The sequence below is a fragment of the Bacillus sp. JJ783 genome (genome assembly GCF_036963225.1).
Lineage (GTDB): Bacteria > Bacillota > Bacilli > Bacillales > Bacillaceae_G > Bacillus_A > Bacillus_A cereus_U.
On sequence record NZ_JBALMG010000054.1, the window covers coordinates 109,113 to 123,714 of the forward strand.

Genomic DNA, 14,602 nt, shown 5'->3' on the forward strand with positions numbered 1-14,602 from the left:
TTTCTTATAGATTAAAAGCGTCAACCCATGGCAATATCATTATGCCAAGATTGACGCTCCTTTACTTCGCAAAAACAACTAAATAAATTACCCCAATCACCAAAAATATTCCGCAACAAGCTAACAATACTTTTGCAAGTTTGTCCATAAACATATAATGGTTTCCCCTTTTGTTTGGTTGTTTGCTATTTTAATTCGACAACTGTTACGCCTAGGCCTCCCTCGCCCATGTCACCGTAACGGTAATTCTTCACGCCGCGGTGCTTCTTCAAGTAATCTTGTACACCTTGGCGAAGTGCTCCTGTTCCTTTACCGTGAATAATTGACACACGAGGATAGCTTGCAAGTTGTGCATCGTCTAAATATTTTTCAACGCGCATCATTGCATCTTCATAACGTTCACCGCGAAGATCAAGCTCTAACGAAACGTGGTAATCTCTACCCTTCACACTTGCGACTGCTTTTTTCTCAGTTTGCTTCGGTGTATTAATGTATTCCATATTGGATTCTTTCACTTTCATCTTCAGAATACCAATTTGTACGCTCCACTCTGTATCACTTACTTTTTTAAGCAATTGACCTTTTTGACCGAACGTTAACACTTTTACTTCATCACCTGGTCGTAATTGTTGTTTCGGTGCTGTATTTTTCACATTTACTTTTTGTTTTTTCACAAGCTCTGGTGCTGCCCCTTCTAGACGGCTCTTCGCTTCAATAAGCTCATGGTCTTTCACATTTACAAGCTGTGCTTTACGCAATTGACGAAGTTCATGAATAATGCCTTCTGCTTCTTTCTTCGCAGCTTCGACTTTTTCTTCCCCTTCTTTTTGCGCTTTTAATAATTTTTCATCGCGCTCATCGTTAAATTCAATAATTTGACGCTGTAATTCACGATGAAGTTTTTCAGATTGCTTACGATATTCTTCCGCTTCTTTTCGTTCGCTCTCTGCATTTTTTTGGCTTTCTTCTAGCTTTGCAATCATATTTTCGATTTTATTCGTATCTGTACTAATATGGTTACGAGCGCGATCAATAACGCGATCAGACAAACCAAGACGCTTCGAAATTTCAAAGGCGTTACTACGTCCTGGTACACCGATTAATAATTTGTACGTTGGGCTTAATGTATTCACATCGAACTCAACGCTCGCATTAATAACTTGCTCACGATTGTATCCATATGCTTTTAATTCTGGGTAATGCGTCGTTGCAACAACGCGAGCACCGCGGTTACATACTTCATCTAAAATAGAAATCGCTAGTGCAGCCCCTTCTTGCGGATCTGTCCCAGCACCTAATTCATCAAATAGGACTAAACTTTCAAAATCAGCTTTTTCTAAAATATCTACAATGTTTACCATATGAGAAGAGAATGTACTTAAATTTTGTTCAATCGATTGCTCATCACCGATATCAGCAAAGATGTTTTTAAATACACATATCTCTGATTCATCCATTACCGGAATATGAAGACCAGATTGCGCCATTAAGACACAAATACCGACTGTTTTAAGTGTAACTGTTTTACCACCTGTATTCGGTCCTGTAATAACGATTGTTGTAAAGTCTTTACCAAGCATAATGTTATTTGGCACGATAATTTCCGGATCGATAAGCGGATGGCGTGCTTGTTTTAAATCCATGTAGCGTTCATTATTTACGATTGGTTTCGTCGCTTTAATTCGCTTCGCATAAAGAGCTTTCGCAAAAATAAAATCAAGATTTGCAACTACTTCTACGTTTGATAAAACGATATCAGCTTCCACTGCTACTTCTTCCGTTAACATCATTAAAATGCGTTCTACTTCTTGTTTTTCTTTCACACGTGCTTCTTGAAGTGCGTTATTTAATTCCACGATTACTTGCGGTTCGATAAATAATGTTTGTCCAGAAGCGGATTGATCGTGAACAATACCACCATATACGCCGCGGTATTCTTGTTTTACCGGGATTACGTAGCGTTCGTTACGAATCGTTACAATTGCATCTGATAACATTTTTTGCGCGTTTGAAGAACGCGTCATGTTTTCTAATTTCTCACGAATACGGCTTTCCGCAGTACGAATTTGGTTACGAATACCACGCAATTTGTCACTTGCGCTATCGACTACTTCACCGCCGTCACCAATACAATTTGTAATCTTCTTTTCTAAATCATATAAAGACACAATTTGCGCGACATGTGTTTCTAAAATTGGAAGCTCAACACCGTTGTCAATCATATCGTCAATGAAACGTTTCATTTGGCGACTACCGTACATCGTACTTGCGATTTCAATTAATTCATGAGGACTTAACATACTTCCAATTTTCGCACGCTTAATATTTGAACGAATATCAGAAATCCCTCCAAGTGGTACATGTCCTTTTAAACGGATAACTTTCGCTGCCTCATCCGTTGTTTCTTGCAGTTCCACAATCTCTTCAAAATTTGTGCTTGGCACTAAATTCTTCACTTTATCACGACCAAGTGAAGATGCTGTATGTTCAAGTAATTGTTCTTTTACTTTATTGTATTCTAATACACGCAACGTTCTTTCTAACATGTTGCAGGTCCCCCCTGTATTACTTATTACGTTTAATATAGTCTAATAAACGTTCAATATCCCATGTGTTAATCACATTATCTTTTTGAATCCAACCTTTACGCGCTGCTGCTACACCTGTTTCCATATCTTCTAACATTTCAAGTGTATGGGCATCCGTATTAATCGCTACTTTTACACCAGCATCTTGTGCTTGTTTTAATAATTTCGCGCTTAAATCTAGGCGGTTTGGATTTGCATTTAATTCTAAAACTGTATTTGTTTCTTTTGCGAGCTGGATTAATAAATCTGTATCTACATCGTAACCCTCACGGCGCCCAAGAAGACGTCCTGTCGGATGAGCAATCATTGTCACATGTTTATTCTCAAGTGCAGTACGAAGTCGTTTCATAATCGTTTCACGGTCTTGTGAGAAGCTAGAGTGAATGGCTCCAATGACATAATCTAGTTCTGCTAATACTTCATCATCAAAATCAAGTGTCGCATCTGGTAAAATGTCCATTTCGATTCCGCGCAAAATTGTAATGTCTGGATACTTTTCATTCATACGTTCAATTTCTTTCGCTTGTTCACGAAGACGCTCTTTCGTTAAACCGTTCGCTACTTTCAAGTATTGCGAGTGATCAGTAATTGCCATAAATTTATATCCACGAGCGCGGCATGCTTGTACCATTTCTTCAATTGAAAAGGCACCGTCACTCCATGTTGTATGCATATGTAAATCACCTTGTATATGAGAGAACTGAATTAAGTTCGGATACTCTTTAATTAATTCAATTTCTTTTCCATCTTCACGCACTTCTGGTGGGATGAATGGAAGACCGAAATGAGCGAAGAACTCCTCTTCCGTTTCAAATGTTTTCACTTCACCTGTTTCTAAGTTTTCTACACCATACTCACTAATTTTCTCGCCTCTATCTTTCGCAATTTGGCGCATTTTTACGTTATGATCTTTTGATCCTGTGAAATGGTGAAGAGTTGTAATAAATTCTTCTGGTTTTACTAAGCGGAAGTCAATTGAAATATCATATTCATATTGAAGACGAACAGATACTTTCGTATCTCCACTTGCAATCACTTCAATCATATTATCAAATTGTAGTAAATGTTCACGTACTACTGCTGGCTCTGTCGTTGCAATGATGAAATCTAAGTCCTTCACTGTCTCACGAACACGGCGTAAACTACCAGCACGTGAGAAACGGATTATTTCAGCAACATTCGACAATTTCTCCTCTATTTCCCCGGCAATAGGCAATACCATCGCAATTGGTAAACGCTCTGGACGAGAGCCTACTTGATCAATTGCTTCTAATATTTTCTCTTCTGTTTTCTTACCGAATCCAGCTAAAGCTTGTACTTTATTTTCTTCACAAACAGCTTTTAACGTTTCCATATCAACAACACCAAGTTCTTTGTATAACTTGGCCACCTTCTTACCACCAAGGCCTGGTAGTTTTAATAGTGGTAATAAACTGCTTGGTACTTCTTTTTCAAGTTCTTGTAGTACTTCAGATGTTCCCGATTCTATATATTCTTGAATAACTGCTGCCGTTCCTTTTCCGATACCTGGAATCTTTGTGAAATCTTCAATTTCAGAAAGACTACGGTCATCACTTTCTAGTGCTGCCGCCGCTTTACGGAATGCAGATATTTTAAATGGATTCGCGCCCTTTAGTTCCATAAACAGGCCGATTGTCTCTAGTAATTTGATAACTTGTTTTTTATTCACTTTCATCATTGCCCCGCCTTTCTTTCATAGAAAAAAAACTTCTCTTTCCGAAAAAAGAGAAGTTACACTCTGCTACCTGTCTGCCATAGTTCCTTCACCTTTTCAGAAAGAATCGGTGTATCGTCTACAATTATTTTGCTAATTGATGATTTTTGTAATGGTGTTTGTATTTGTTCAATTGGAAGAATTGATCCAACAATAATTAAGACAAACAGAATGATATACACTTCTAAAAAGCCAAGAAGTGCCCCAGCAACCGCATTGACTTGCTTTAAAACTGGGATTTCTGCAAACATATTCAGTAAATTACCAAGTAGTGAAAGTGCGATTTTTGTAATAATAAATAATACGATAAACGCAATTGCTTGATAGAAGACACCCTCAATATTATTCGCATCTATCCATTCTGGAACAGAAACATTCTTATCAAATGGATACGGAATAATTTTCGCAAGTGCTGGCGCTAAATCTTTACAATACCAGTATGCAACGAGGTATGCGATAATAAAGCTTGTTAACTTTACAAGTTGCAAAATAAATCCTCTGCGTAAACCGAGGAAGAATCCCATAACAAGCAATAAAATGATAATAATATCAATCATGTTTATTCAATTCCTTTTTGTGTCATACTTTCTTTCAATTTCTCATGTTCTTCTTTTAATTTTATGTAATCGTGTATGACGTTTACCGCCGTCAATACCGCTAGTCTACTCGTATCAAGCGAAGGATTCTTGGCATTGAGTTCGCGCATTTTATCATCCACAATCGCTGCTACCATGCGGATATGACTTGTACTTTCATCGCCAACAACTGAATATTGTTGACCATATATTTCTACATTAATTCGACTTTTATTTCCCTTTTGTTGTGACAACTCACCGGCCTCCAATCACGTACAGAATCCTAAAGTTTATCATACCATGAACCATCATAATATGGAAACAGAAAGAACAATCCGATATGATAAAAATAACAACATAAAAAAGGAGCGACCATTTTGTCAAATTCTATCGTAATACAAACAAGTTCTACAGTAATTGAAGACATGAAACAACAATACAAACAAGCACTTAGCCCCAAAATTCCGCAAGGCGGTATCTTTATGGCAAAAGTTCCATCTTGCACAATTACAGCTTATAAATCAGGAAAAGTGATGTTTCAAGGTGGACGTGCTGAAGCAGAAGCTTCTCGTTGGCAAACTGTCTCTCAAACACCAAAATCAGCTGTAAAAAAATCGGTCAATTCACATCGTTATGCGCCGCCCGCTTCCATCGGCACAATGTCTATTTTAGGATCAGACGAAGTAGGTACTGGTGATTACTTCGGACCGATGACAGTAGTTGCTGTATATGTGGATGCAAAGCAAATTCCACTTTTAAAAGAACTCGGTGTAAAAGACTCCAAAAACTTAAATGATGCTCAAATTGCTGAAATTGCAAAACAACTCCTTCACGTTGTTCCTTATAGCTCTCTCGTTCTTCACAATGAAAAATATAATGAGCTATTTGATAAAGGAAACAACCAAGGTAAACTAAAAGCTTTACTACATAATAAGGCAATTACAAACTTACTAGCGAAAATAGCACCTACAAAACCAGAAGGCATCTTAATCGACCAATTTACACAGCCTGATACATACTATAAATATTTAGCGAAACAAAAACAGGTACAGCGTGAAAATGTTTACTTCGCTACAAAAGGTGAGAGCGTTCACTTAGCTGTAGCTGCTGCTTCCATTTTGGCTCGTTACTCATTCGTAAAACAATTTGACGAACTAAGCAAAAAAGCTGGTATGCCACTTCCGAAAGGTGCTGGTAAACAAGTTGATATTGCCGCTGCTAAATTAATTCAAAAAGTCGGTAAAGAAAGACTACCTGAGTTTGTGAAAGTGCATTTTGCTAATACAGAGAAGGCGTTTCGGTTACTGAAAAAATAACTACTTTTTAGTATCGACAGGATATGGATGAACTAAACAAGGCGAAAAGAATTGAATTCTTTTCGCCTTTTATGAATGAAAAATGGATACATAGGATCTCACACGTTCCTATTTTTGTCGCACTCCTTCTGTATATCTATATTTTTAAATTCAGTCTGATATATATTCATTTACTATTCACCTAAAAAAGAGAGTCTCCATGACTCCCTTTTTATGTTTAACTTCGTTTCTGCTTCTTATTTGATGAAGGTACTTTATAAGAACCCGTTTCATGCGTAGTCGTTCCTTGTCCTTCCACTTCCGGAGAACCTAAGCTTGATCTAGAATGGTCTGTTTTCACTTTCTTACTCATTACAATCACCCCCAAGATTACTTTTCACTTAAGAGTAAAAAACTATTCAGCATAACCATCTGAACATATACTGGCTACTCTTTTATCCTCCTGTCTGTTTTTCACTAATGTCCCATAGACGTTTTGCGGCATCCTTATCCAAGGCAGCTTCAGACATTTTTCCTATTTGCTTATCGGCATAGTAATAAACACTATGATCAGTAAATTCAGTTGATTCTGCTAGCCATATTAGAGTTTCAGCACCTTTCTCGGGTGTACGAGAGAAAGGTTTCATTGCTGCCATAGTTAAGCGAGCAACTAGACCATTGTCCTGGTTGAAATTCGTAGCCACTAGCCCTGGATCGAAGCTGTATGCACTAACACCCGTCCCCTCCAACCGCTTTGCCAATTCAGCGGTAAATAAAATATTTGCTAGTTTTGATTGAGCATAACGCATTGTAGGACCACCCATGAATTTCTTAACACCACGATAAAGTTGTTCTGCATCTAAATCACCGAAATCAATTCCCTTTTTAGCCATTTTGTGACCGTGAGATGCGGTGGTGATAACACGAGCAGGAGCACTTTCTTTTAAACGCTCCAACAGCAAATTAGTGATTAGGAATGGACCTAAATGGTTAACCGCCCAAGTCATCTCCAAATCGTCCTCTGTAAGCTGCCTTGTTTGAAATAAAGCACCAGCATTATTCACTAATATATCTATTCTCGGACACCTTTCTAAAATATCAGTAGCTACCCGGCGTATAGATTGTTGGGAAGCCATATCAGCTAAAAATAGATCTATCATCACATCCTCATTCGTTACATCCTTAATTTGAGCAATAGCAGCATTCGCTTTTTCCTCGTTACGTGCAATGATTCCAAGTTTGGCACCGCGCTCTGCAAATGCCTTAGCTGCCGCTAATCCAATACCACTTGTTGCACCAGTAATCACCACATACTTGTCATGCAGTGTCCACTTTGTATGACTTGTAATCTCCCCCATCGAGCCAAAACCCCTTTCCCTTGCCCATAAATATTTCATTCGTTTTACTATATGTGAGATACGAACGAACCTATGAACAACATTTTTCCAAACAAAAAAAGCGAGAGCAACTGCTCTCGCTTTTTTGTTTTTAGAATTCAGAAGAACCTGGAGTTCTTGGGAATGGAATTACGTCACGGATGTTAGCCATACCAGTGATGTACATTAGGAAGCGCTCGAATCCTAGACCGAATCCAGCGTGTTTTGTACCGCCGTATTTTCTAAGTTCTAAGTACCACCAGTAGTCCTCTTCGTTCATACCTAATTCTTTAATTCTGTCTACTAAAACGTCCATTCTTTCTTCACGTTGGCTACCGCCGATTAATTCGCCGATGCCAGGAACTAGAAGGTCAGTAGCTGCTACTGTTTTACCATCTTCGTTCATACGCATGTAGAATGCTTTAATGTCTTTCGGATAGTCAGTTACGAATACAGGGCGTTTGAAGATTTCTTCTGATAAGTATCTTTCGTGCTCTGTTTGTAAGTCAATACCCCATTCTACTGGGTATTTAAATTCAGCACCTGATTCTTGAAGTACTTTAATTGCTTCTGTATAAGTGATGCGACCGAAGTCAGAGTTGATCACGTTGTTCATGCGCTCTAGAACTGTTTTATCAACGAAGCTGTTGAAGAAGTCCATTTCTTCTGGTGCATGCTCTAGTACGTATTTCATTGCATATTTCAGCATATCTTCTGTAAGATCCATTACATCGCCTAATTCAGCGAATGCAATCTCAGGCTCAACCATCCAGAACTCCGCTGCGTGGCGAGTTGTGTTTGAGTTTTCTGCACGGAATGTAGGTCCGAATGTGTACACATCACGGAACGCTAACGCATAAGCTTCAGCATTCAGCTGTCCACTTACTGTTAAGTTTGTTTCTTTACCGAAGAAGTCTTTTGATTCGTCAACTTGTCCGTCTTCACCTTTAGGTACGTTATTTAAATCTTGCGTTGTTACGCGGAACATTTCGCCTGCACCTTCTGTATCACTACCAGTGATAATTGGTGTGTGAACATGTACAAATCCACGCTCTTGGAAGAATTGGTGAATTGCAAATGCTGCGATAGAACGCACGCGGAATGTTGCAGAGAATGCATTTGTTCTTGGACGTAAGTGAGCGATTGTACGTAAGTATTCAAACGTGTGACGCTTCTTTTGAAGTGGGTAATCAGAATCTGATAAGCCCTCGATATCAATTTTTTCTGCTTTAATTTCAAATGGTTGCTTCGCTCCAGGTGTTGCAATTACTTTACCTTCTACTTTAACTGAAGAGCTTAGTGGAAGCTTTGCAATTTCTTTGAAGTTCTCTAATTCTGTATCAAAAACGATTTGAACACCTTTGAAGAAGCTACCGTCGTTTAATTCGATGAAACCAAATGCTTTTGAATCACGTAAGTTACGAATCCAACCCGATACTTGTACTTTTTGATCTGCGTATTTATCTGTATCTCTATACAGACTTTTTACTAATGTGTTTTCCATAGTAAAATTCTCCTTTACTCATATATTTAAATACAAAAAAACCTTTCATCCATAAAGGGACGAAAGGTTAAACTTCGCGGTACCACCCAATTTGTCATAAAGACCAACTTTAACTCGTATGTAATACATACTTCCCGGTTTGTAACAGGCCGGATTCCCGTCTAAGTCTACTCTTGAATACAAGATCCAATTTCGGTTAGCAACTCCAAGGTGTTCTTCATATATACCGCCTCATCAGGCTCTCACCGTCCCTGACTCGCTATGGATTATAGTATATACTACTTTTCCTTATCATCGTCTTTCATTTTGTTAAACTAAAATTAATGTACTACATTCGAGGGAAAGATGCAAGATGCCAGAAAATATATCAGCGATTTTTATAATATATCGACTTACCGACAACTTTCGACAATCGCATCATAAAAAAAAATTGCCGGAATTAATCCGGCAATCTTTTATTACTTACGTAACTCCGCACCAAATTTCTCTTCTACCGCTGTTAATACACGGCTATGTGCTTCTGTTACTTCTTCGTCTGTTAATGTACGTTCTGCATCGAAGTAGTTCATAGAGAATGCAAGTGATTTCTTGCCTTCTTCCATTTTTTCACCTTCGTATAAGTCGAATAGTGTTACTTCTTTTAGAAGTTCTCCGCCAGCTTCAGCAATTACTTGCTTCATTTCACCAGCTTTTGTTTCTGTTGTTACTACAACAGCCATATCACGTGTCATAGATGGGAAACGTGGAATTGCTAAGTAGTAAGTTTCCTCAGCGTCTGCACCGAATACTTTTGCAAGAGATAATTCGAATACGAATGTATTTTTCACATCTAATTGTTTTTCTGTTTCCGGGTGCAATTGACCGATGAATCCGATTGCTTCACCATCTAATACTATGTCAGCTGTACGGCCTGGGTGCATACCTTCACGTTTTGCTGGTGCATAAGTGATTTGGTTTGCAACGCCAAGTACGTCGAATAATCCTTCTAATACACCTTTAACAACGAAGAAGTCTACAACTTTCTTCTCACCTTGCCATGCATGGTGAAGAGCAAGACCTGTCATAACACCTGCAAGATGTTGTTCTTCTTTCGGAAGTTCTCCTGCTTCTGTTGGTAAGAAGATAGAACCCACTTCATATAAAGCAACGCTATCGTTTTTACGTGCAACATTGTATGAAACTGCTTCTAACAATTGTGGTACTAAACTTAAACGAAGTTGGCTACGCTCTTCGCTCATTGGAAGCGCAAGATTTACAGGAGCTTTTTCGTTTGGTTCAACCATGTATTGTTTCGCTTTGTCAGCACTTGTTAATGAATATGTGATTGCTTCATATAAACCAGCACCTTCTAGGAAGCGGCGTACTTTACGACGTTTCGTTTGTGCTGATGTTAATTTACCACGTGTCATTGTTCCAGATGGTAATGTAACTGGAATGTGATCATAACCATACAGACGACCTACTTCTTCTACTAAGTCTTCTGAAATTGTAATGTCAGGACGACGTGCCGGTACATTCACATGGAATGTTCCTTCTACTTCTGTGAATGGGAATTTTAAGTTTGTGAACATTGTACCCATTTCGCTCGCAGCAATATCTGTACCTAATACACGGTTTACTTTTTCAGCTGTAACAGATACTGTACGTTCTTGTACTTGTAAGTTATCAGCTTCTACTACACCTTCAAGTGCTTCTCCGCCAGCGTATTTTGCCATTAAAGCAGCTGCGTGTTGAATCGCTTCAAATGTACGTGTTGGGTCGATTCCTTTTTCAAAACGTGCACTTGATTCGCTACGAAGACCTAAGTCTTTTGATGTACGGCGCACTGTTTGACCTGCAAAGTATGCAGACTCAATTAGAACGTTTACTGTCTCGCTATCAACTTCAGAATCCGCCCCGCCCATTACACCAGCAACAGCTAAAGCTTTTTCACCGTTTGTAATAACAAGGTGGTGGCTTTGTAATTTACGCTCTTGATCATCTAATGTTTGAATCTTTTCGTCTTCTTTAGCTAGACGAACAACGATTTCTTTTGAACCTAATTTATCGTAATCGAACGCATGTAACGGTTGACCGTATTCCATTAAAATGTAGTTTGTAATATCAACTACATTACTAATTGGACGAATGCCAGCTGCCATAAGGCGAGTTTGCATCCACATTGGTGATGGACCAATCTTTACGTTCTTCACCATTTTTGCAATGTATAACGGGTTTTCTTCTTTCGCTTCTACACTTACAGAAATGTAATCAGCTGTTTTTTCTGCTGATTCTTGTAAGTTGATAGCTGGAAGTTTTACTTCACGGCCGTAAATAGCAGCTACTTCATATGCAACACCTAACATGTTTAAGCAATCTGCACGGTTTGGTGTTAAACCAAGCTCAAGCACTTCATCATGTAAGTTTAAAATTTCAAGTGCATCTGCACCAACTTCAGCATCACTTGGGAAGATGAAGATACCGTCTGCATATTCTTTCGCAACGAATTTCCCATCAATACCAAGCTCTTGAAGAGCACAAACCATACCGTGAGAAGCTTCCCCGCGTAGTTTTGCTTTTTTAATTTTGAAGTTACCAGGAAGTACAGCGCCAACTTTTGCAACTGGTACTTTTAAGCCTTTTGCAATGTTAGCAGCTCCACAAATAATTTGAACTGGCTCTTCTTCACCGATATCGATTAAGCATTTGCTTAATTTATCAGCTTCTGGGTGTTTTTCACATTCTAATACGTGACCAACTACAACACCTTTTACACCTTTATTTAATACTTCAACGCCTTCTACTTCAATACCACTTTTCGTGATTTTGTCTGCTAGTTCTTGTGCTGTTACATCTTTAATATCTACATACTCTTGTAACCAACGATATGATACGAACATATTTATCCTCTCCTTCCCTTACGCTCGTTTGAATTGTTGTAAGAAACGTACATCATTTGTATAGAAATGACGAATGTCATCAACGCCGTATTTCAACATTGCGATACGCTCTGCGCCCATACCGAATGCGAAACCTTGATATTCTTTTGAATCATAACCAGCCATTTCAAGTACGTTCGGATGAACCATACCTGCGCCTAAAATTTCAATCCAGCCAGTCCCTTTACAAGTACCGCAACCTTTACCGTGACACATCATACAAGAAATATCCATCTCTACAGATGGCTCTGTGAATGGGAAGAAACTTGGACGAAGACGGATTTCACGATCTTCACCGAACATCTTTTTCACGAATACTTGCAGTGTACCTTTTAAGTCACTCATGCGAATGTTTTTATCAATTACAAGACCTTCAATTTGCATGAACTGGTGTGAATGCGTCGCATCATCGTCATCGCGGCGATACACTTTACCAGGACAAATAATTTTAATCGGTCCTTTTTCTGCATTCTTTTCCATCGTACGTGCTTGCACAGAAGATGTATGTGTACGTAATAACGTTTCTTCTGTGATGTAGAATGTATCTTGCATATCACGCGCTGGATGATCTTTCGGTAAGTTTAATGCTTCGAAGTTGTAGTAATCTTTTTCTACTTCTGTTCCTTCAGCTACTTCATAACCCATACCGATAAATACATCTTCAATTTGCTCAACAACTGCTGTTAACGGATGGTGACAACCTGTTTCAACAGGACGACCTGGCAGTGTAACATCAATTGTTTCAGTAGCTAATTTCGCTTCAATTACTGCTTTTTCTAAGTTGCCAATTTTGTCTTCTAGACGCGTTTGAATCGCTTCACGTACTTCATTTACTAATGCTCCCATACGTGGACGCTCTTCTGCTGATAATTTTCCCATGCCGCGTAATACTTCTGTAATTGGACCTTTTTTCCCTAAATACGCTACGCGTACGTCGTTTAAGCCCTTTAGCTCTTTCGCTTCTTCAATAAGCTCTAACGCTTTTTGCTTTAGCTCTTTTAAACGTGCTTCCATTTGGAACCCTCCTAATTTTAAAAATAAAAAAACCTCGCTCCCAAAAAGGGACGAGGTAAATTCGCGGTACCACCCTAAATTGACAGAACAAGTCTGCCCACTCATTAGTTATAACGATCAATTCTGACCGGAACGCCTTTACATATAAATGGTCCTGGCGCCAACTCCAGAGGTGAATTCACTTCCATCTACCATAAGAATGCTTTCAGTCTACGGCACTCTCTCCCTATATGGCGATTTTGTAAGCTACTCTTCTCTATCAACGTTTTTCGTTATTTAACTTTTATTGTATGTTCATTACGAACATATACTTCAACTTATTATAAGAAGTTTTTTATTTGTTCGCAACTGGGCTTTGTAAATAATACGTTAAAATCCCTGCTGCAACCGCAACATTTAATGATTCTGCCCCTCCGTAAATCGGAATATACAAGTTTTGATCACTTTTCGCAAGAATTTCTTGGCGTACGCCGCTTCCTTCATTTCCTACAATTAATGCAAAACTTCCGGCCGGTGTTACTTCACCATACGGAACTCCATTTTCAAGAGCCGTTCCATATACAGGGACGTTATTTTCTTTTAACTTGTCTACCCATTCTTCTAAGTTCCCTTTTACAATCGGTAAGTGAAAAATAGAACCTTGTGTAGAGCGTAATACTTTACTATTATAAACATCAACGCACCCTTCTCCAAGCACAACGGCATGAATACCAGCTGCATCAGCTGTACGAATAATCGTTCCCAAATTACCTGGGTCTTGAAGGCCGTCTAATAAAAGAAATTTCCCATCAGTAAGAGCTACTTCTTTCTCATGTTTCTCACAAACAGCAAATACGCCTTGCGTTGTTTCTGTTTCGCGAAGTACTTTTACAATTGCTTCAGGCACAATATACATTTCAACATCATTAACTGTCCAATCTTTCGGAAGATCTGTCTGATCTGAAACGATAAGTTCTGTTACAACTCCTGCCTTTAACGCTTCCTCTACTAAATGGAATCCTTCTACAAAAAATAAACCTTTGTTATCGCGCTCTTTTTTCGTCTGCAGCTTTTTCCACTGCTTCACACGCGGGTTTTGTACTGAATCAATGTTTTTCATAATATGTATTTCCCTCTCTTCTTGTCTTATCATTATAGCCTATTTTTCATACATATTTACATAAAAAAGAACAAAAACTAACGTCAGTTTCAATTCTGAAGAAGAGGTGAAGATAATGAGTTTTAATTTACGCGGCGCTGTATTAGCAAATGTATCTGGAAATTCACAAGACCAATTACAAGAAACGATTGTCGATGCAATTCAAAGCGGTGAAGAAAAAATGCTTCCAGGTCTTGGCGTTTTATTCGAAGTCATTTGGAAAAATGCTGATGAAAATGAAAAACACGAAATGTTAGGAACACTGGAGCAAGGATTAAAAAAATAAACAATAAAAGGTCACCTTAGAAAAAAAACTAAGGTGACCTTTTATGTCTATAAAATTTTTCTTCTCCTAAACATTTCTACTTTACTAACGCTGATTGATGGAGTACAATGTTCAAAATACATTTAAACCGATCGATTTTCTTCATATACATCATTAGATAAAGTGAAACTTTA

The 14,602-nt window shown here is 38.5% G+C and carries 12 protein-coding genes and 2 other annotated features; of the genes, 2 read left to right on the top strand and 10 right to left on the bottom strand.

Annotation, left to right across the window (positions count from 1 at the left end):
• Window positions 1–185: 185 nt before the first annotated feature.
• Genes V7038_RS12160 through zapA form a run of 4 tightly spaced genes read right to left on the bottom strand, consistent with a single transcriptional unit; the run spans window position 186 to window position 5,152 of the window.
• Complete coding sequence (locus V7038_RS12160; protein WP_002112161.1) at window positions 186–2,546, bottom strand: endonuclease MutS2; 2,361 nt, start codon at window positions 2,544–2,546, stop codon at window positions 186–188.
• A 19-nt stretch (window positions 2,547–2,565) separates the two neighbouring features.
• Window positions 2,566–4,284 carry a DNA polymerase/3'-5' exonuclease PolX gene (polX, locus tag V7038_RS12165; RefSeq protein WP_002112162.1) on the bottom strand — a complete coding sequence of 573 codons (1,719 nt, stop codon included), beginning with the start codon at window positions 4,282–4,284 and terminating at the stop codon, window positions 2,566–2,568.
• A 56-nt stretch (window positions 4,285–4,340) separates the two neighbouring features.
• Window positions 4,341–4,880, bottom strand: a complete 540-nt coding sequence (locus V7038_RS12170; protein ID WP_002015450.1) for a CvpA family protein — start codon at window positions 4,878–4,880, stop codon at window positions 4,341–4,343.
• 2 nt (window positions 4,881–4,882) lie between these two features.
• Entirely contained in the window at window positions 4,883–5,152 is a 270-nt protein-coding gene (gene zapA / locus V7038_RS12175) for a cell division protein ZapA (RefSeq protein ID WP_002112165.1), read from the bottom strand.
• 123 nt (window positions 5,153–5,275) lie between these two features.
• On the opposite strand from zapA, the gene rnhC reads away from it, so the two are divergent.
• Complete coding sequence (gene rnhC, locus V7038_RS12180; RefSeq protein WP_335470358.1) at window positions 5,276–6,214, top strand: ribonuclease HIII; 939 nt, start codon at window positions 5,276–5,278, stop codon at window positions 6,212–6,214.
• 217 nt (window positions 6,215–6,431) lie between these two features.
• Here the strand turns inward: rnhC and V7038_RS12185 are convergent, their stop codons facing one another.
• The 6 genes from V7038_RS12185 to V7038_RS12210 all read right to left on the bottom strand — a co-directional run bounded on the left by V7038_RS12185 (window position 6,432) and on the right by V7038_RS12210 (window position 14,137).
• Entirely contained in the window at window positions 6,432–6,566 is a 135-nt protein-coding gene (locus tag V7038_RS12185) for a YuzL family protein (protein WP_002112167.1), read from the bottom strand.
• A gap of 82 nt (window positions 6,567–6,648) precedes the next feature.
• Window positions 6,649–7,551, bottom strand: a complete 903-nt coding sequence (locus tag V7038_RS12190) for an SDR family oxidoreductase (RefSeq protein WP_070170597.1) — start codon at window positions 7,549–7,551, stop codon at window positions 6,649–6,651.
• 130 nt (window positions 7,552–7,681) lie between these two features.
• Window positions 7,682–9,073 (bottom strand): asparagine--tRNA ligase, encoded by a 1,392-nt coding sequence (gene asnS, locus V7038_RS12195; protein ID WP_070170598.1) that lies wholly within the window; start codon window positions 9,071–9,073, stop codon window positions 7,682–7,684.
• 52 nt (window positions 9,074–9,125) lie between these two features.
• Window positions 9,126–9,377, bottom strand: a binding site (T-box leader).
• A gap of 154 nt (window positions 9,378–9,531) precedes the next feature.
• A complete protein-coding gene (gene pheT, locus V7038_RS12200; RefSeq protein WP_002112171.1) occupies window positions 9,532–11,952 on the bottom strand; it encodes a phenylalanine--tRNA ligase subunit beta in 2,421 nt (806 codons plus the stop codon).
• 18 nt (window positions 11,953–11,970) lie between these two features.
• Window positions 11,971–13,005: a phenylalanine--tRNA ligase subunit alpha gene (gene pheS, locus V7038_RS12205; protein WP_002112173.1), complete on the bottom strand. Its 1,035-nt coding sequence runs from the start codon at window positions 13,003–13,005 to the stop codon at window positions 11,971–11,973.
• A gap of 43 nt (window positions 13,006–13,048) precedes the next feature.
• Window positions 13,049–13,277 (bottom strand) — a binding site (T-box leader).
• Between the two features lie 62 nt (window positions 13,278–13,339).
• On the bottom strand, window positions 13,340–14,137 hold the full coding sequence (locus V7038_RS12210) for a TrmH family RNA methyltransferase (RefSeq protein ID WP_002112174.1): 798 nt from the start codon (window positions 14,135–14,137) through the stop codon (window positions 13,340–13,342).
• Window positions 14,138–14,219: 82 nt separating this feature from the next.
• On the opposite strand from V7038_RS12210, the gene sspI reads away from it, so the two are divergent.
• Window positions 14,220–14,429 (top strand): small acid-soluble spore protein SspI, encoded by a 210-nt coding sequence (gene sspI, locus V7038_RS12215; protein WP_000009511.1) that lies wholly within the window; start codon window positions 14,220–14,222, stop codon window positions 14,427–14,429.
• The last annotated feature ends 173 nt before the right edge of the window (window positions 14,430–14,602 follow it).